At 58.1% G+C, this 18,815-nt stretch carries 17 protein-coding genes and 1 other RNA gene; 11 read left to right on the forward strand and 7 right to left on the reverse strand.

The features are described 5' to 3' along the window. Nucleotides 1–107: 107 nt before the first annotated feature. Complete coding sequence (locus tag LG31_RS0119275) at nucleotides 108–677, reverse strand: UPF0149 family protein (protein WP_033116025.1); 570 nt, start codon at nucleotides 675–677, stop codon at nucleotides 108–110. Between the two features lie 173 nt (nucleotides 678–850). On the opposite strand from LG31_RS0119275, the gene zapA reads away from it, so the two are divergent. Then, entirely contained in the window at nucleotides 851–1,183 is a 333-nt protein-coding gene (gene zapA / locus LG31_RS0119280) for a cell division protein ZapA (protein WP_033116026.1), read from the forward strand. 16 nt (nucleotides 1,184–1,199) lie between these two features. Continuing rightward, nucleotides 1,200–1,382: non-coding RNA, 6S RNA (gene ssrS / locus LG31_RS20670), on the forward strand. Nucleotides 1,383–1,555: 173 nt separating this feature from the next. Here the strand turns inward: ssrS and LG31_RS0119285 are convergent. After that, nucleotides 1,556–3,847, reverse strand: coding sequence for an FdhF/YdeP family oxidoreductase (locus tag LG31_RS0119285; protein ID WP_033116027.1), 2,292 nt, complete (start codon nucleotides 3,845–3,847; stop codon nucleotides 1,556–1,558). Beyond that, nucleotides 3,834–4,631, reverse strand: coding sequence for a formate dehydrogenase accessory sulfurtransferase FdhD (gene fdhD, locus LG31_RS0119290; protein ID WP_033116028.1), 798 nt, complete (start codon nucleotides 4,629–4,631; stop codon nucleotides 3,834–3,836). Before fdhD ends, LG31_RS0119285 begins: the two co-directional genes overlap by 14 nt. A 161-nt stretch (nucleotides 4,632–4,792) precedes the next feature. Between fdhD and LG31_RS0119295 the strand changes: the two genes are divergently transcribed. Further along, nucleotides 4,793–5,701 carry a LysR family transcriptional regulator gene (locus LG31_RS0119295; RefSeq protein WP_033116029.1) on the forward strand — a complete coding sequence of 303 codons (909 nt, stop codon included), beginning with the start codon at nucleotides 4,793–4,795 and terminating at the stop codon, nucleotides 5,699–5,701. Between the two features lie 84 nt (nucleotides 5,702–5,785). Here LG31_RS0119295 and emrD read toward each other — a convergent pair whose 3' ends face one another. The 3 genes from emrD to LG31_RS0119310 form a co-directional block, all read right to left on the reverse strand. Next, nucleotides 5,786–6,982, reverse strand: coding sequence for a multidrug efflux MFS transporter EmrD (gene emrD, locus LG31_RS0119300; RefSeq protein WP_005333920.1), 1,197 nt, complete (start codon nucleotides 6,980–6,982; stop codon nucleotides 5,786–5,788). Nucleotides 6,983–7,242: 260 nt separating this feature from the next. Further along, nucleotides 7,243–7,905 carry a glutathione S-transferase family protein gene (locus tag LG31_RS0119305; protein ID WP_033116030.1) on the reverse strand — a complete coding sequence of 221 codons (663 nt, stop codon included), beginning with the start codon at nucleotides 7,903–7,905 and terminating at the stop codon, nucleotides 7,243–7,245. 148 nt (nucleotides 7,906–8,053) lie between these two features. Then, nucleotides 8,054–8,509: a hypothetical protein gene (locus tag LG31_RS0119310; protein WP_033116031.1), complete on the reverse strand. Its 456-nt coding sequence runs from the start codon at nucleotides 8,507–8,509 to the stop codon at nucleotides 8,054–8,056. Nucleotides 8,510–8,708: 199 nt separating this feature from the next. On the opposite strand from LG31_RS0119310, the gene suhB reads away from it, so the two are divergent. After that, complete coding sequence (suhB, locus tag LG31_RS0119315; protein ID WP_021230872.1) at nucleotides 8,709–9,512, forward strand: inositol-1-monophosphatase; 804 nt, start codon at nucleotides 8,709–8,711, stop codon at nucleotides 9,510–9,512. Nucleotides 9,513–9,919: 407 nt separating this feature from the next. Here the strand turns inward: suhB and LG31_RS0119325 are convergent, their stop codons facing one another. Beyond that, on the reverse strand, nucleotides 9,920–11,551 hold the full coding sequence (locus LG31_RS0119325; protein WP_033116033.1) for a methyl-accepting chemotaxis protein: 1,632 nt from the start codon (nucleotides 11,549–11,551) through the stop codon (nucleotides 9,920–9,922). Nucleotides 11,552–11,938: 387 nt separating this feature from the next. Between LG31_RS0119325 and LG31_RS0119330 the strand changes: the two genes are divergently transcribed. From LG31_RS0119330 to LG31_RS0119360, 7 genes are all read left to right on the forward strand, one after another. Next, complete coding sequence (locus tag LG31_RS0119330; RefSeq protein WP_019446013.1) at nucleotides 11,939–12,871, forward strand: ZIP family metal transporter; 933 nt, start codon at nucleotides 11,939–11,941, stop codon at nucleotides 12,869–12,871. A gap of 168 nt (nucleotides 12,872–13,039) precedes the next feature. Beyond that, complete coding sequence (gene mtnN, locus LG31_RS0119335; RefSeq protein WP_033116034.1) at nucleotides 13,040–13,732, forward strand: 5'-methylthioadenosine/S-adenosylhomocysteine nucleosidase; 693 nt, start codon at nucleotides 13,040–13,042, stop codon at nucleotides 13,730–13,732. After that, nucleotides 13,729–14,691 carry a cobalamin biosynthesis protein CobD/CbiB gene (locus tag LG31_RS0119340; protein ID WP_033116035.1) on the forward strand — a complete coding sequence of 321 codons (963 nt, stop codon included), beginning with the start codon at nucleotides 13,729–13,731 and terminating at the stop codon, nucleotides 14,689–14,691. The genes mtnN and LG31_RS0119340 overlap by 4 nt, the downstream gene beginning before the upstream one ends. After that, nucleotides 14,684–15,505 carry a cobalamin-binding protein gene (locus LG31_RS0119345; RefSeq protein WP_033116036.1) on the forward strand — a complete coding sequence of 274 codons (822 nt, stop codon included), beginning with the start codon at nucleotides 14,684–14,686 and terminating at the stop codon, nucleotides 15,503–15,505. Before LG31_RS0119340 ends, LG31_RS0119345 begins: the two co-directional genes overlap by 8 nt. A gap of 144 nt (nucleotides 15,506–15,649) precedes the next feature. After that, nucleotides 15,650–16,654, forward strand: coding sequence for a UDP-N-acetylglucosamine 4,6-dehydratase (inverting) (gene pseB / locus LG31_RS0119350; protein ID WP_033116037.1), 1,005 nt, complete (start codon nucleotides 15,650–15,652; stop codon nucleotides 16,652–16,654). Beyond that, nucleotides 16,651–17,784 (forward strand): UDP-4-amino-4,6-dideoxy-N-acetyl-beta-L-altrosamine transaminase, encoded by a 1,134-nt coding sequence (pseC, locus tag LG31_RS0119355; RefSeq protein WP_033116038.1) that lies wholly within the window; start codon nucleotides 16,651–16,653, stop codon nucleotides 17,782–17,784. Before pseB ends, pseC begins: the two co-directional genes overlap by 4 nt. 21 nt (nucleotides 17,785–17,805) lie before the next feature. Beyond that, complete coding sequence (locus LG31_RS0119360) at nucleotides 17,806–18,711, forward strand: class I SAM-dependent methyltransferase (protein ID WP_050513491.1); 906 nt, start codon at nucleotides 17,806–17,808, stop codon at nucleotides 18,709–18,711. Nucleotides 18,712–18,815: the final 104 nt, after the last annotated feature.

The raw sequence follows: 18,815 nt of genomic DNA on the forward strand, positions 1-18,815 counted from the left end.
GGGCAAAAAAGCGGTTATGGCTCACAGGGTTAGCCAGAATATGGCCGACAAAAAGAGCGCCTGTTGGCGCTCTTGCAAGAGGAGGCAGGCTTGCCTGCAACAATCTATCAGTGCAGGGTCGGCGGCGCGCTCGGAGTATCGGGGCGCTTGCCAAACTCTTCGAAGGCCATCATGACCCCCAGCTTGACGTGTTCGTAGAGCACCAGGAAGGAGGCTTCGTTCTCATCATCTTCCTGATCGAACTCGGCAGAGACCTGAGTGATGCTGGCGATATCCTGGATCATCTCCTGCAGCTCTTCCGACGCACGCGACAGCTCCTGCTGCACCACACCGAAACCGGCCAGAAACGCCTGTGACCAGTCCACCAGCGCATCGATCCGCTCATCGAGGGGAGCGTCATCGCTTGGCAACAGCAGTTCAACCCCTTTTTGGGCCATCAGGCTCTCGACCACATTGTGGTAAAGATCGGTCATCACCTGGCGCACCGGGGCTGGCAGACCGAAACCGTCGTTCACCAAATCGTTGAAATGGGGGACCCAGCTCTTCTCATCCAGTGCCACACCACCACACACCAGACCGCAGATCACACCATGGGCCTCGACTGCACTGGCCATCAGCTCATGCTGCTCCATGATGTCGGCCACAGCCGCATATTTAAGGGGGTTTGTTTTGCTCATAGAGGATCCGCTCAAAGTTCAGGCAAATTTGCAGAATTAATGGTCAGGATCCTAGCATTCTCCCTCTTCCAGAGCCAGCAAGGCCTTGAAACTTATGTATCTGCGCTATATAGTCCCGCCCAGTTGTCCACGTGGATAAAGGCGGAAATCAGCTCCGCCGTATTGAGGAAGGCATGAGCACAGAGGCCGTAGAAATCGTCATTTTGGGACGTCCCTACAAGGTATCCTGTCCCCTGGGACAGCAGGATGCCCTGCGCCAGGCCGCCGACCAGCTGACCGATAAATTGATCGACCTGCGTCAACGCTCCAAAGTCTCCAGTAACGAGCAATTGGCGGTCATGGCGGCGCTTAATTTCTGCCATGAGCTCTGTCTTGAAAAAGAGAAGAACCACCAATACTCTGAGACCATGGACAAGCGGATCAAAATGCTGCAGCGCACCATCGAAGCAGCCTTGATTGAACACGGTCAATATGGCGATTCCAGCGAAGAGGGGCAGCAGCCCTAATCGCAAACTGTTTTGAAATACCCTGGGGTGTTTGTCAGCCGGTTCAAGTCCCCGAGCCGATATTCATACCAAACAGGGGTTCTGCCTTCTGGCTATTGCGCATGCTCGGCACGACCGAGAAGCCTGCGGCCAGATCCGAACCCCGCCTTGAACCGACGGTTCAAGGGCCCAAACCGGCAACGGCATCTCCGGGGTTCCAACTGCAAAAAGCCCGTCACTCATGTGACGGGCTTTTTCTTTTCCTGCTTGTCCATGCCAGCCGGCCCCCCCTGCCCAGCACACCAGAAAAATGCCCCGGATGAACAGTTCATCCGGGGCATCACGGCATTCACTGTGCAGGCTGTGTTAGTGCTGCCAGCCGCGTTATTCCGTTTATTTGACCAGCAACAGGTCCTCCGGCTGGCGGGAGGCTGTCACCAGCACCGGAATGGACTTGGAGGTCGGCGTAAACGAGCCGGCGCCGATACTGTCGATGGGCACCAGCGGGTTGGTCTCGGGATAGTAGGCCGCGATGTTGCCACGCGGGATCTCGTAGATCACCACCACAAAACCAGTCACGCTGCGCTCGCGCCCATCGTTGCAGATGGCCGCCATATCGACCTTGTCCCCTTCGGCAAAGCCAAGCTGGCGAGCATCCGCCTCGTTCATGAACACCACGTTGCGCTGGCCCTTGATGCCGCGATAGCGGTCATCCATACCGTAGATGGTGGTGTTGTACTGATCGTGAGAGCGCAGGCTCTGCAGCAGCAGTACCGGCTGATCCGCCATCTGCTCGGCATGGCGGGTACACTCCGGCAACACTGATTGCGGCAGGGTGCTGGCACGAAACTCGGCCTGGCCGCTGGCGGTATTCCAGGTCAATAGCGCCGCGGAGTTATCGAGATGAAAACCGCACGGCTGCTGGATGCGGGTATTGAAATCGGCAAAGCCGGCGATGGTCTGCTCGATAAGATCGCGAATACGAGCATAGTCATCGCGCAGAGCCAGCCAGTCGACCCGCTCGCTGCCAAGGGTGGCATGAGCCATCCGCGCGACTATGTCGGTCTCGGAGAGGCAGAGGGGCGATACCGGCTCGGCTGCACCGGTCGAAGCGTGCACCATGCTGAAGGTGTCCTCCACCGTGATCTTCTGGTTGCCCGTGCGCTGGATATCGAGCTCGGTGCGACCAAGGCAGGGCAGGAGCAGCGCAGCCTTGCCCACCTGCAGATGGCTGCGGTTGAGCTTGGTGCTGATCTGCACGTTGAGCTCGGCCTTTTTCATCGCCCCGTAGGTGAAGTCGGTATCGGGCGCCGCTGCCGCCAGGTTGCCGCCCAAACAGATGAGCACCTTGCTCTTGCCCTCGTCCAGCGCCTTGAGCGCTTCGTACACGTTGTGACCGCGGGCCCGCGGCAGGCTTACCTGCAAGTGACGCTCGAGCCGCTCGATAAAGGCAGCGGTCGGCTTTTCGTTGATCCCCATGGTGCGGTTGCCCTGCACGTTGCTGTGGCCCCGTACCGGACAGAGCCCCGCTCCCGGCTTGCCAATCTGGCCGCGCATCAGGTGCAGGTTGACGATTTCACGGATGGTATCGACCGAGTGCAGATGCTGGGTCACCCCCATGGCCCAGCAGCTGATGATGCGCTGGCTGGCGGCAAAGACCCGGGCTGCCTGCACGATGTCGGCCCGAGTCAGGCCGGATTGCTGCTCAATCGCCGCCCAGTCGGTGGCACGCACCTGCGCCTCGTACTCGGCAAAGTGGCGGGTGTGGCGGGCGATAAAGTCGCGATCTACCACCTCTGGCGCCTCTTCCAGGATGTACTTGGCCATGCCGCGGATGGCGGCCATGTCGCCACCCAGTTTCGGCGTCAGGTACTGGTGGCTGATGGTGGTGGCCGCCGGGGTTAACAGCTCGAGCGGGCTCTGCGGGCTGGCGAAGCGCTCGAGGGCCACCTCTTTCAAGTTGTTGAAGCTGACGATCTTGCAGCCGCCGCGCGCCGCCTGGCGCAGGGCATTCATCATGCGTGGGTGGTTGGTACCCGGATTCTGGCCATAGACGAACACCGCATCGGCCTGGTCGAAGTCATCCAGCACCACAGTCCCCTTGCCGATGCCGACCGACTGGATCAGCGCCACCCCGCTCGCCTCGTGGCACATGTTGGAGCAGTCGGGGAAGTTGTTGGTACCAAACAGGCGGCCAAACAGCTGATAAAGATAAGAAGCTTCGTTGCTGGCACGCCCCGAGGTGTAGAACTCAACCTCGTCCGGGCTATTCAGCCCCTTGAGGGTGTCGGCGATCAGGGTGAAGGCGTCGTCCCAGCTCACCGGCTCATAGTGATCGGTCGCCGGGTTGTAGCGCATCGGCTCAGTCAGCCGCCCCTGATACTCGAGCCAGTAGTCGCTCTGGGTAGCCAGCTGGCGCACCGAGTGGGCGGCGAAAAACTCGGCCCCCACCGTCTTTCCGGTAGACTCCCAGGCCACCGCCTTGGCGCCGTTTTCACAAAACTGGAAGGTGCCGTGGTCGTTGTCACCCCAGGCACACCCCGGGCAGTCGAAACCGTCGGTCTGGTTGACCCGCAGCAGGTTCTTGATGTTCTGACGGGTCTTCTGGCTGCGCAGCACCTGTTTCATGGTGGATTGCAGGGACGAAAAACCGCCGGCTTTGGCGGGCTTTTCAATATGACTCATGGCACTCTCCGATGGGATCCGCCGGGCGATAGCTCGAATAGCTGACCGGGGCATCAAACTTGGGAATATGAACGACGTTGAGGTTGTATTTGAGGGCCAGCCTGACCGCCAGCTGGCTGGGCGATGCCAGACAGATAAGATGACGGGCGCCGAAGCGGGCGGCTTTTTGCACCAGCTCGCTGCCGCAGCGGCTGGTCACCACCAGGGTGTCGCACGCACTTTGCTGACGCAGCAGCAGGCCGATCAGCTTGTCGAGGGCATTGTGGCGCCCGATATCTTCCCGGCAGTGGAGGATCCGCCCCTCGGCATCCAGCGCCAGCGCCGCATGCAGGGCGCCGTGCTGCTGTCCCTTGAGCTGCCACTGGGCGATCTGCGCACGCAGCCCCGCCAGCAAGGCCCCATCCAGCGGTGGCGTCAGCGGCAACACCGACAGTGCGGGCAGCGCCTGCTCCACCGCCGCCACGCCGCAGATACCGCAACCGGTCGCCCCGGTCAGCCGGCGCTTGTGCTCGGCCAAAGCAGCCAGGGAGCGGTTGGCGATGGTCACATCCAGCACAATACCCTGTTCGGCTGGCGCGACCTGGATGTCGTGGACTTCGTGGTTATGCCGGATGATCCCCTCGCCAAACAGGAAACCGACGGCAAAATCGTCGAGATCGTCCGGGGTCGCCATCATCACCGCATGGTTGATGCCATTGATGTTGATGGCGACGGCTACCTCTTCCACCAGATGATCCAGTGACGGCAAGTTGGCGGGGGTTGCGACAGGAGAATGGACAGGCATGCAGGTTGGCCTAAAAATGCAAACTGCATTCAAGTTTAGAGAGGCGACTGACGCAAAACCAATGAAATAAATCTATATCCTGATAGAGTTGTTCTATCAAAGATGTTTTTTCAATTGATTAATTCTTCAATAGCCGGTTCCACTGCCTCCACTACAACCAGATGAACATCAAGCAACTTCACTACTTTCACGAGCTGGCCAAACACCGGCATTTTGCCAAAGCGGCCAAAGCCTGCCACATCACCCAACCCACCCTCTCGGCCAGTATCACTGCGCTGGAAAAGAGTGTCGGCACCGATCTGGTAGTACGCACCAGCCAGTTTGTCGCCCTGACCGAGGCTGGCGAGCTGGTACGCCAGTATGCCGAACGGATGTTGCTGGAACAGGAGGCGCTCAAGCAGGAGCTGGCGCTGTTTCAGGGGGAACTCTCCGGCACCCTGCGCATCGGCATCGTGCCCCAGTCCAATCTCGACATCATGCCGTTTATCGCCCGCTGCAAGCAGCGCTATCCCGACATCGTTATCCGCCTGTCGGTGCTCAGTAACGAAGCGCTGCTGTCACAGCTGGAGCTGCATCAGTGCGATATCGGACTGGGATTTGATGAACCCGCCGGCGGAGCTGGCCGGCGCGCCTTTCATGTCTACCCGCAAGGCGCCAACCAGATGGCAGTGCTGATGAACCGTGACGAAGCGGATCAATACACGCACAGCGGCGACATTGCGCTTGCTGAACTGCAACAACATCCGTTGGTGCTGCCCAGCCGCACTATGCAATTTCGCCAATATCTGGATCGCGCCGCCGAGCAGGTGGGGACCTCGCTCAACGTGGTACTGGAGACCGACTCGCTGTTCCATCTGGTCAGCGCCGTACGCCACCGGCTGGGCTGGGCCATCGTCAGCGCAGGCCTCGCCCGCTCTGCCAGCAAGCTCTCGGATCTTGTCTGCCTACCGCTCGCTCCGCTGGAGAATATCGGCCATACCGCCTTTCTGACACGCCAGCAGAGCATCACCCCCGCCATGCGCGCCTTTCTTGAACTGGTGGCCGAGGGTGAACCGGCAAACGCGCCTTGACGCAGGCCGAGCGGTAAACCGCATCCGGTTCTGGCAAAGAAAAAGCCCGCCAGAAGGCGGGCTTTCAAAGAGCAAGCGCGGGCATCAAATCGCCATCTGCTCGTGCGGCGAGCCGTGGTGGCGCAGCCAGACAAAACTCAGCGCCACGATCAGCACCATCAGGGTCATGATGGCCCCCAGAGTCACCTGACCGGTCATCGGGAAACCGGCCGCCAGCAGGGTCACCACACCGGCCCCCAGATTCTGCATCCCGCCGAGAATGGCACCCGCGGTGCCGGCCTGCCCCGGGAAGGGCTCGATGGCACAGGAAGTGGCGGTCGGGTAGAGAATGCCGCTACCGATGAAGTAGACGGCCGCACCACCAACCAGCGAGGCGGCACTCACCACCCCGAACAGCCCCGGTACCAGAATGATGAGAGAGCCAAGCGCCAGAAAGGCGATGCCAAGACGCATCAGTTTGCCCTGAGTCAAACGAAAACTCAGCTTGGCAGAGAGCCAGGCACCGAACAGATAGCCGGGCAGCGGCAGCACGAACAACACACTCACGGTACGGGCACTCAGTTTCAGCACATCGCCCAGCAGCACACCGGCCGCAGCCTCGAACACAGCCAGACCGGCAAAGGTCGCCATCAGGCAGAGCAGATTGCCCTGAAACTTGGGGTTGCCCAGCACATGGCGATAGGCAGCACCGACGCGCAGCGGCTGACGAGCTGCGGCAGGCAGAGTTTCACCAAACCAGGCCATGATCGCCAAGGTTGCTACGGCACCAAAACCGAACAGGAACCAGTAACCGGCGCGCCAGTTGAACAGCTCGGTCAGCCAGCCACCCAGCACCGGCGCCAGCAGCGGGGAGAAGATCACCCCCATGCTCACCAGACTGTTGGCGCGGTTGAGCTCGGCGCCGTTGTAGCGATCGCGCATCACGGTGCGGCTCATGGCGCCACCGGCACCGGTACCCAGCCCTTGAATAAAGCTGCCCACCAGCAGGGCGGCAAAATGGGGGATGACCTGAATGATCAGGGTGCCCACCAGAAACACCATCATGCCGACGATCAGCACCGGACGACGACCGATGCGATCCGACAGCGGCCCGTAGACAAACTGGGAGAGGCCATAGGGGATCAGGTAACAGGCCATCACCGCCTGCAACTGACCCGAGGCCACATTGAAGTCCCCCGCCATCATGGGAATGGAGGGGACATAGAGGGTCTGGGTCATCTGGCCCACAGCGACCATCAGAATGGTCAGTAAAAACAAAGGATAAAAACTGTGCCGATCCATATCAGTCCCAAAAAATCGAAAAAATGCTGCCGCCCTCTGGCACAAAATGGCCCAGAGGAATCTGATCACAGAGGCTGTGATGCAATCAAAAACAGTGTTGGAAACAGTAGGCGGGGAGCCCGCCAGACCACCGCACAGGACGCTTGGTGGTATGGGGCATCATAGTGATTCAGCTCACAGAAAACGAACGAATCTTTATAATCGGCTTGCCTTAGTTTTTCTAATATTACGGGGCTTTACGCCCCGTCTGCGGTTCAAAATCAACGTGTTACCATCTGCTGCGCCTGCTTGATCAGCTCATCCGGCTGCTCTTTGCGCGGCGGTATGGTGATCCCCTTCTGGCAGGCAGGCTTCTCGGCCATCCGATCCATCCAGGCTTGCAGATGGGGTAACCCCTCGATGGAGATGCCGCTCCAGTCATAAATTCGCACCCAGGGCCAGGTGGCGATATCGGCGATGCTGTACTCGTGCGCCAGATATTCGTGATGAGCCAGATGGCTGTCGAGCACCTCGAACAGGCGACGCCCCTCCTTCTGATAGCGTTCGATGGCGGCGGGGATCTTCTCGGGGAAGTAGCGATAGAAGACATTGGCCTGCCCCATCATGGGCCCTACCCCACCCATCTGGAACATCAGCCACTGAATGGCCTGAGAGCGGCGTTTGAGATCCGCCGGCAACAATTTGCCCGTCTTCTCCGCCAGATAGATAAGGATGGCGCCCGACTCGAACACAGCGAAATCGTCGTTATCCCGATCGACAATAGCCGGAATACGGCCGTTGGGGTTGATGGCGAGAAACTCGGGCTTCTTCTGATCCAGTGCCGACAAATCGAGGGAAATGACCCGATAGGGCAATCCCAGCTCTTCCAGTGCAATGGCCACCTTGAAGCCATTGGGTGTTGCGGCGGTATAAAAGTCGATCATCCTTCACTCCTTGCTGATGTAGTCACATTCAAAACTGAGCATCCTGATGCCCACTCTTTCACCAGATATGGTTTTACCATAAAGAGTACGGCGCGCTATCTGCCAGTGATGACAGATAGCGCGCCGCTTGCATAGCTTGCCGGGGAAATCAGTTCAAGACGACGGCCGACTTGCGCTGACGCAGCAGGATAAGACGAGAGAGCAGCGGGAAGTAGGATTCCAGCTTGCGCAGCAGCACCCGGCTACACGAGGGGTCTGCCAGCTCTGACTCCTCCAGCACAATGCCGTTGGAGACAAAGTAGAAACGGGGGTCGCGCACATCGGGGCCGCAGATGGAGAGATCCGTGTCCCCCTTGCGGATCAACAGCGGCAGTACTGGCAATCCGATGGCATCGTCTTCGCCACGGATAAACCCAGCATCCTGCCAAGGGGTATCGCCATCGATCAGCAAGATCGCCGCTTCGGCCTTGGCCGGTTGCCACTCGGTCAGTGGCGTCACGCTGATGTGGGCAAAATGGTCACCATACTCGGGTGATGACCGCAAAATGGCCAGCAGACCTTCACTGGCGCCTGACACGTTTTGACTCACTAATGACAAATTCATGGCTCATATCCCTATGCTCATGGCAGCCAGTATCCGGCTGCTGCCATAAGACTAGCGCAGATTAGGGCTATATTGGAGCCGTCAGATCTGGCAGTCGCAATCAATTGGTCGTATGGGGATAACAGTTGCCATCGCACAAAATACTGGTATCATACCGCGTCCTTTTATCCCCCGTTCTTTAACATCCAGTGGTGAACCTATGCATCCGATGCTGAATATCGCCGTGCGCGCTGCGCGCAACGCCGGTCAAGTTGTAGTAAAAGCCTTCTCCCAGCCCGAGAACATTGAGGCTATCCAAAAAGGCAGCAATGACTTCGTGACCAACGTTGACCGTGAAGCTGAAGCGGCCATCATTCACACCATCAAAAAATCTTACCCGGAACACAGCATCGTCGCTGAAGAGTCTGGTGAGATTGCCGGTACTAATCCGGACTACCAATGGATCATTGACCCACTGGATGGCACGACCAACCTGGTCAAAGGCATTCCGCACTTTGCCGTCTCCATCGCCCTGCGCGTCAAGGGCAAGACTGAACAAGCCGTTGTTTACGATCCGATCCGTGACGAGCTGTTTACTGCTACCCGTGGTAGCGGCGCCCAGCTGAACGGCTACCGCATTCGTGTCGGCAAGGCCAAAGAACTGGCTGGTACCGTGCTGGCGACCGGTTTCCCGTTCAAACAGAAGCATCACATCGAGCCTTACCTGAAGATGTTCCAGAGCATGTTCATCGAATGTGCCGACATCCGTCGCTCCGGCTCTGCCGCACTGGATCTGGCCTACGTGGCTGCCGGTCGTGTCGACGGTTTCTGGGAAATCGGCCTGAAACCCTGGGACACCGCTGCCGGTGAGCTGCTGGCAAAAGAAGCCGGCGCCATCGTCACCGACTTCGTTGGTGGCCACAACTACGAAAACTCCGGCAACATCGTGGTTGCCAACCCGCGCGTCCTGAAAGAGATGCTGGGTAAGATCCGCGAAGAGCTGCCGGAGTCTCTGGCCAAATAAGCCAGCCTTCGAGCAGACAGATAAAAAAACCGGCGCAAGCCGGTTTTTTTTATTGCTGCGATATGCCCCGTCAGAGCATTCCAACTAACTGCTTATGCTCTTCTTCCCCGTAGCGCACGCCCCAACAGCTCACCCCGTTCGCATCCCCAAAACCGTGCGGCGCCCTTCTCTCGTTAGCAAATACGCCTTAACCAACCTTTTTGAATATCACCGTACACAGGCCGGGATAAGCACCTGGCCTCCTGTTTGCCCTGACCTTCATCCTCTTGTTGCGAAGAACCCCGACCATCAGGCCTCGTACCCATCGCCAGATAAAAAAACACCCGGCACATGGCCGGGTGTCGTGAGGGCATGCAAAGCGCCCCGACTTTTATGAATGAAGAGGCTGGCGTACACCAGCCCCTTTATCAGGCGAGGCGGAAGCGACCGATAGTCTGCTTCAGACCCACCGCCAGCTGGCTCAGCTCCAGACAGGCACGGGCAGTATGATCGGCGCCCAGAGCCACCTCGTTGGCGGACTCGTTGATCCGCTCGACGTTGCGGCCCAGCTCATCGGAAACCGCATCCTGCTCGCCGCAGGCGCTGGCAATCTGGATCGCCATGTCGGCAATCTGGGCGACCGCCTCTTCAATCTGCTGGATGCCGTTGCTGGTCTGCTCGCTCTGATCCACACACTGGCGGATCATCTCGCAGCTCTGGCCAGTCACCTCTTTGGCCTGATTGGCGCGCGCCTGCAGGGTTTCGATGATGGCCACGATCTCGCCAGTCGAGGCTTGGGTACGACCCGCCAGAGTGCGTACTTCGTCGGCCACCACGGCAAAGCCACGACCTTGCTCGCCGGCGCGGGCTGCTTCGATAGCCGCATTGAGGGCCAGCAGATTGGTCTGCTCGGCGATGCCGCGGATCACATCCACCACCACGTTGATCTGGGCAGATTCACGCTCCAGCTCGGTCACCAGCGTACCGGCCTGCTCGATCTCCTCGGCAACCCGGGTGATGGCCACCAGCGAGCGCTGCACATCCTGATTGCCACTGCGAGCCAGCGCATTGGCTGAGCTGGCGGAGCTGGAGGCGGTTTCGGTATTGCCAGCCACATCGGCCACGGTGGCCTTCATCTGGGTCATGGCGGTCGCCACCAGCGAGATCTCCTGCTGCTGACTCTGAATACCCTTGGCAGACTGCTCGGAGACGGCGCTCACCTCCTCGATGGCAGTGCCAAGCTGGGTGACCGCAGCCACCACCTCTTCAATCAGACCACGCAGGTTGTCCTGCATCTTGAGAGAGGCTTTGGCCAGCATGCCCAGCTCGTCGCGGCCGATGTGCTGACGCTCCAGCTGATGGGTCAGATCGCCGGCGGCAATGGCATTGGCCTGAGCCACTACGGCTTGCAGCGGCAGGCAGATCTGGCGAGTCAGGAACCAGGTCATCACCACCATGAACACCAGCAGGGCGCCGATGCTCACCATGGCGAAGGTGGTCACCATGCTGACGCTGCCAAGCAGACTGCCACGGTTCTCTTTGACGAAACCGAGGTTCACCTGGATCAGCGAGTTGACCGCCTGCTCCAGCGCCCCGAAGAGCGGGTTGGAAGCAAACAGCTGGGTTTTGGCCTGATCATGCTGACCCTGCACCAGCAGCATATCAAACTCGTTTACCGAACGTTGATAAGTGAGCCACTGTTGTTTGGCCTGGTTAAACACCTGGCGCTCGTTGTCGGCCCCTACGGTCGCCTCGTAGGCACGAAATGCCTCGTCAACCTTGCGAATATTCTCCTGAATACGGCCACGACGGGCCTGCAGGTCGGCAGCATCATCCACCATCAGCAGGGCAAACTGGGCCCGACGTACATAAGAGACGTCGTAGAGCAGGGTTTCGACCGAGAGCACGCTCGGCAATGTGGAGTCGGTAAAATTCAGCACCCGATCGCGCACGCCGCGCAATTCACTGGAGAGAAAAACACCGAAGACAACGTTGACTGCGGCAATGACCGCAAAAACCACGGCAATCTTTTTGCCGATGGAGAGATTCTTGTAAAACATGATTGGCTGTTGATCCTCAACTGCTGACAAGCAGGTAAACAGTAGCGATCACATCCGTATGAGCTGATCCCGGCCATTCCTGACGGGAGATGGAAGGTTGCGAAAGCGGGGGAAGGACGATTTCGCGAGGCGCGCACTCTATCACAATATCGCCTAATCCTTCACCAGATTTCACCAAATGAATGCAAGCTGATTTCCTTCACAACCCGACATTCATCACAAAATATTTATAGCGACCAAATCATTTCAAATAGTTAACCGATAAATGCAATCGAGGCAGTGGCATGGACAAGGGGCCATCAACTCGTTGTAATGACCAACATAATCCGATGGCGGAGCGCCATCCCCCTTCGTTGTAACCATTTGCTGTAACAAGAGGCCCTGTTTATGGATAACAGCTCGTATCTGCCCGCTTCAACCTGGTCTGCCCAGCTGCGTGAACAACTGCAGGCGCGGCCACTTACCGCCCTCGGTCTCTTTATCGCGCTGGCTGCCGTCTTGTTGCTGCTGTTGCAGAGTCTCATCATGCTCGCTACCGGCGAGGTGACCAGCGGCGTGCGCTACGGCCTCATCGGTGGTGCCGCCGGGTTTGCCGCCACCGCCATCGGCGCCCTGCCTGCCCTGTTTCTGCGCTCGGTACCGCAAAAGGTTGAGGACACCATGCTGGGCTTTGCCGCCGGTATGATGCTGGCGGCCAGTGCCTTCTCCCTGCTGCTGCCGGGGCTGGAGGCCGCCGAGGGGATTACCGGCAACGGCTTTAGCGCCGCCGCCGTGGTGGTGGTCGGCATGACCCTCGGGGTGCTGTTGATGCTGGGGCTGGATCAGTTCACCCCGCACGAGCATGACAAAACCGGCCCCTGCGGCCCCGGCCACGAGAGCTGCTCCCGGGTCTGGCTGTTCGTCTTTGCCATCGCCCTGCACAACCTGCCGGAGGGGATGGCCATCGGGGTGAGCTTCTCGCAGGGGGATATGTCGGTGGGGCTGCCACTTACCACTGCCATCGCACTGCAGGATATTCCGGAAGGACTGGCGGTGGCGCTAGCCATGTGCGCCGCCGGTTTTCGCCCCTCTGTCGCCGTGCTGGTTGCCATCGCCAGCGGCCTGCTCGAACCGGTTGGCGCCCTGCTCGGAGTCGGGCTTTCCAGCGGCCTTGCCATCGCCTACCCCATCGGACTTGGGCTCGCCGCCGGCGCCATGCTGTTTGTGGTCTCGCACGAGGTGATCCCGGAGACCCACCGCAACGGTCACCAGACCTATGCCACCCTCGGTCTGATGGCAGGCTTTGCCCTGATGATGACGCTCGACACCGCGCTCGGCTAAAGGCCCTCGCCCCTCCTCATCAATGCTTTTTGTCACCTGCGGCGCTCCCATATGGAGCGCCGCGCTTCATCTCTCCTTTCGCTTGCGCCTCTCGGCGCCGACGACATCTTTTGTTATGATCTACAGCAACTTAAATTCAGCCACACGGCTATCAAGACGAGGTCAGCAATGAAAGTAGGTATTATCGGCGCCATGGAGCAAGAAGTAGCCCTGCTGCGCAGCCAGATGAGCAACCCCACCACCCTGCAACTGGGCGGCTGCGAGTTCTATCAAGGGATGCTGGCAGGCAAAGAGGTGATCCTAACCCGCTCCGGTATCGGTAAGGTCGCCGCCAGCGTGGCCACCAGCCTGCTGCTGGAAAAATTCGCCCCCGACTGCGTCATCAATACCGGCTCTGCGGGCGGCTTTGCCCAGGATCTGCATATCGGTGATGTGGTGATCGCCAGCGAGATGCGTTTCCACGATGTCGACGTGACCGCCTTTGGTTACGAGATGGGCCAGATGGCGCAGCAACCCGCCGCCTTCCCCTGCGACGAGAAACTCATCGCGGTCGCTCAGGATTGCATCGCCGAGCAGGGCAAGCACCAGACCAAGGTCGGCCTTATCTGTACCGGCGATCAGTTCATGTGCAAACCGGACGCCATCTCCAAGGCTCGCACCGACTTCCCGCAGATGCTGGCGGTCGAGATGGAAGGTGCCGCCATCGGTCAAGTGTGCCACATGTTCAAAGTGCCCTATCTGGTGGTACGCGCCATGTCCGATATCGCCGGCAAGGAACAGGTTGAATCCTTCGATGCCTTCATCGAAGTGGCCGGCAAGCACTCCGCCGAAGTGATCATCAAGATGCTCGGCAAGCTGTGATCGAGACCGACTCGCTTGATTTGATGGCCGACGCCCTCCTCTCGACGACGGCGGCCACTCTGGTGGGGGCTGCCCTGCTGGAAACGGTGATCCCGTGGCCATCCCATCTGCGTCTTTCGGCCGTGACGCCCCTGCTGACCCGGCTGGGGCACAAGGTACACAGACCCGATGGTTCACCCGGCCAACAAATGCAGGCCGGACTGCTGGCAATGCTGGTAGTCTGGCTCCCCTGCGCTGCCGGGCTCTGGTCGCTGCGCAATCTGGCCCTGAGCGAGCCGATCTTCGACCTGCTGTTCCTGCTGCTGATGCTCGAGTCGCGCCCGCTGCGCGAGCTGGCGAGCGCCATCACTACCCTCGCCACACAGGAGACCCTGCCGCTGGCGAGATTGCAGGTGGCTCCCTGGCTCAAGCGGGAGACCGGCAAACTCTCGGCCATGGGGCTCGCCAAAGCAGTGACGGAGAGCTGCGTCCTGCGCCTGGTCAGCCAATGGGCTGGCCCGCTGCTGGGATATGCGCTGGCTGGCGTACAGGGCGCCCTGCTCTGGCGGCTGGTACAGCTGATGAATCAGAGCTGGAGTCGCAAAGATCCCGCCTTCGACCACTTTGGTCGCGCCGCCAGCGCCCTCTATCAGGGGCTCAATACCCCCGTCATCTTGCTGCTGGGGCTGCCACTGCTGGCAAGCCGCCTCAAGCAGGCTGCGCAGTTGCTGCGAAGTGGGGCGCTCTGGCCCTATCCCGCTATGGGAATGCTGCTCACTCTGCTGGTAGATAAGAGCCGGATCCGCCTTGGTGGCCCTCGCTACTATCAGGGGGCTCTCCAGCGCTGGCCAGTCATCGGCACGGGTGCTGAACCAGATAGCGAGACACCACGCAAAGCACTCAACATTCTGCAAGGGTGCGGCTGGGGCTGGTTGATACTGGCGCTGGTTGTCACTGTGGCGGGGTTATTTCATGGGTAGATGGTTGCGCTTGCCTATCTGGCTGCCCTGCGTGCTGGTTGCCTGGTTGCCCGGTGCCCTGCAGGCCGCAACGCCAATCCGGGTGGTGAGCGTTGTTCCTCACCTGACCGAACTGCTTTATGACATCGGTGCCGGCGACAAGCTGGTCGCCATCGACGATGCCTCCGACTATCCCCCCGAGGTCAAAACCAAGCCAAAGGTAGCGAATTATCGCAGCATCAACATCGAGGCGGTGCTGGCGCAAAAGCCGGATCTCATTCTCGGCTGGCGCTCGGCCCAGTCACGAATGCTGGCCCCTCTGGCACAGCTCGGGATCCCGATCTTCTACTCGGAGCCTACCGATTTTGCCTCGCTGGCGACCGAGATGCGGGCGCTGGGAAAATTACTGGGTGTGGAGAAGAGTGCCAACGAAGCCGCCGATCGCTATCTGGCGCGCCTGCATACCCTGCAACAGCGCTATGGCCAACCAACCGGCGTCAAGGTGTTCTACCAACTCTGGTACCCGCCGCTCACCAGCGTGAGCGGCAACGCCTGGCCCGCTCAGGCCATCGAGCTCTGCGGCGGAGTCAACGTCATGAGCAACGCCAGAACGCCCTATCCTCAGGTGAATATTGAACAGGTCATCAGAGCCAACCCAGCGCTGATCCTGGCCGGGAGTCAAGATCCTGACACCCTGCGTCACTGGCAGCAGTGGCCAAACCTTGATGCGGTGAAACATCACCGACTGATGCTGGTCAACTCCGATGAGCTGCACCGATTCACCCCAAGAGCCCTCAATGCGGTGGAAGATATATGCAGGGCGATCAGAAAATAACAAAAGCCAAAGAGACCAAGACCTGAGTGATGCCCTTGGCTTTAAAACCGTTTTTATGAATTGATCACACTCTTTACAGAAAAAGCTGGTACTTTATTTGCTAGCATATGATTCATCTACTGTTTTTGAGACGAGATGCCCACAATGTTCAACGATAAAACGCTACTCATAACTGGTGGCACTGGCTCGTTTGGCCAGCGATTGGTCAAGACAGTACTGGAACGTTATAAACCCAAACGCCTTATCATCTATTCTCGCGACGAGCTGAAACAGTTCGAGATGCAGCAAGAGCTCAACGACCCCTGCATGCGTTATTTCATTGGGGATGTCAGAGACGCCAACCGCCTTACCATGGCGATGCGTGGCGTGGATTACGTGGTTCATGCTGCCGCACTCAAGCAGGTGCCTGCCGCTGAATACAACCCCATGGAGTGCATCAAAACCAATATCCATGGTGCTGAGAACGTCATCCAGGCAGCATTGCTCAATCAAGTCAAAAAGGTTATCGCCCTCTCAACTGACAAAGCCGCCAACCCGATCAATCTCTATGGCGCTACCAAGCTGGCATCAGACAAACTCTTCGTGGCTGCCAACAACATTGCGGGTCAAGATCCAACCCGTTTTGCAGTCGTTCGGTACGGCAACGTTGTGGGCTCTCGTGGTTCTGTTGTTCCCTTCTTCCAAAAGCTGATTGATCAGGGTATTAATGCCTTGCCCATCACCCATGAAGAGATGACTCGTTTCTGGATCACCTTGCAACAAGGGGTGGATTTCGTTCTGGATAATTTTGGGCGGATGAAGGGGGGGGAAATATTCGTTCCCAAATTGCCATCTGTTCGCATCACAGATTTGGCCAGTGCCATGGCACCAAACCTGCCACACAAGATCATCGGCATTCGCCCAGGAGAGAAGCTCCATGAAGTGATGTGCCCTGCCGATGACTCTTACCACACCTTCGAGTTCGATAACTTTTTTGTGATCGGTCCAACCATCAACTTCAATAATCGCAACAACGACTTCTCCAAGACAGCTGCGGGCGAAAAAGGAAAGATGGTCGAGCAGGGATTTGAATACAACTCTCGAAGCAATCCTGACTTTTTCTCCATTGAACAACTACAGAAGATGAACCAGAGCAAGGTAGCAGAATGATCCCCTACGGCCGTCAATCTATCAGCCAGGCAGATATCGATGCTGTCGTGGAAGTTCTCAAGTCCGACTTCCTGACCCAAGGGCCAGTCGTTCCACGCTTCGAGCAAGCGGTTGCCGACTACTGTGGAGCTAAATTTGGGGTGGCGGTCAATTCAGGTACTGCTGCACTCCATATCGCCTGTCTGGCGCTGGGCGTCGGCCACGGGGATTGGGTCTGGACATCGCCCATCAGCTTCGTTGCATCCGCCAACTGTGCTCTCTATTGCGGTGCACAAGTCGACTTCGTCGACATTGAGCCCGATACAGGGAACATGTGCGCAGTGGAGCTGGAGAGGAAACTGATTGCCGCCAAGGCGGAAGGAAAACTACCCAAGGTGGTCATACCGGTGCACTTTGCCGGCCTCCCCTGCGATATGAAAGAGATCCATCGGTTGGGGCAAGAGTATGGTTTTCGGATCATCGAGGATGCCTGTCACGCCCTAGGGGCTCGCTATCACGATGAACCCACCGGCAACGGCCGCTACAGCGACATCACCGTCTTCAGCTTCCACCCGGTGAAGATCATCACCACCGGTGAAGGGGGAATGGCCATGACCAACGACCCCAAGCTTGCAAAGACAATGCGTATGCTCCGCAGCCACGGCATCACTCGCGAACAGGAAGACTTCATCAATGAACCGGATGGCCCTTGGTACTATGAGCAGCAGATGCTCGGCTTCAACTACCGGATGACCGATATCCAGGCGGCACTAGGGTTGAGCCAGATGGCCAATCTGGAAACCTGGATCCTTAAGCGCGGAGAACTGGCCCGACACTACTTTGAAGAGCTGGCACCTGAGCTGCTCCCTCGCTACTTCAGCTCAGAGCGCTGTAGCGCCTTTCACCTGTATGTACAGCATGTAGCCCCAGCGCAGCGCAAAGCCCGATTCCAGCAACTTCGTGAACAAGGTATAGGTGCCAACGTGCACTATATACCGATCTACAAGCAGCCTTGGTATCAACGCAAGCAGCAAACATCCCTGCCTCAGGCCGAACAGTTTTACTCCGGAGCGATCACCTTACCACTGTTTCCAAGCTTGAGCTCTGCCCAGCAGGGCCTCATTCACGCCAATTTGTTGTCAACGATCTGATATCGAGCCGCGGAGCGCCTTATGCACATTCTGATCTACGGAACCTCGACCCAAGCGCTGCATTTCTTACCGGCCTTGGCATTGAACTATACGCTGCTTGGCTTTGTCGATAGTGACCCAGCCAAACAGGGCTCGCTCTGGATGAACAAGCCGGTTTATCACCCCAGTCAGCTCGCGGGACTCCAATTCGACAAAATCCTGATCGCCAGCAGTTTTGTCAGCGACATAAACCTGACGCTGGCCAGTTATGGAATAGAGCCGGGCATCCCAGTCGTGGAGTGTGACGAGGTACTGAAGACCAGCCGCGAATATGAGAATGCCCTACAAGCAGTGCGCTCCAAACACGAGGATATGCTGCCGAAGCTCCCCTTGCTACAACAGCATGTCGAGGGCGCAACCCTATTGACCAATCGATTGGCACTGCTCAGGAAGTTACCCACCCAGGGCGTCGTAGCCGAACTGGGCGTGGCAGCTGGTGATTTGAGCCGCCAGATCGTGGATATCTGTTCTCCGGCGCAGCTACATCTGGTGGATATATGGAGTTCGGATCGATACAGCGAAGAGCTGTACCTGAGTGTGAACGACTATTTTCAGCAACAACAACAGCGCGGAGAGGTAACCATTCACCGTAAACCCTCGCTGGAGGCGCTGGATAGTTTCCCGGATCAGATCTTCGATTGGGTATATATCGATACGACACACAGTTATGAATTAACCCGAGATGAGCTCCGAGCCTGTTCCAGAAAAGTAAAGTCAACCGGTATTATTGCTGGTCATGACTACATTCAAGGCAACTGGCGCTCTCAATATCGTTATGGCGTTATTGAAGCGGTGCATGAATTCTGCGTTGAATATAACTACAGAGTGCTTTATCTAACGATGGATATTTCTGAGTGTTTGAGTTTTGCTTTAGTGAAAAACAGCTGATTAAGAACCTGAATGAAATTAATTGCGCAACCGTCTGATACGGGCAGCGTCATTCTGAACATGCATCATGCGCTAACCAGATATTTATATAAGCTGACATAACC

Origin of the sequence: Aeromonas lacus (assembly GCF_000764665.1) — a bacterium.
GTDB lineage: Bacteria > Pseudomonadota > Gammaproteobacteria > Enterobacterales > Aeromonadaceae > Aeromonas > Aeromonas lacus.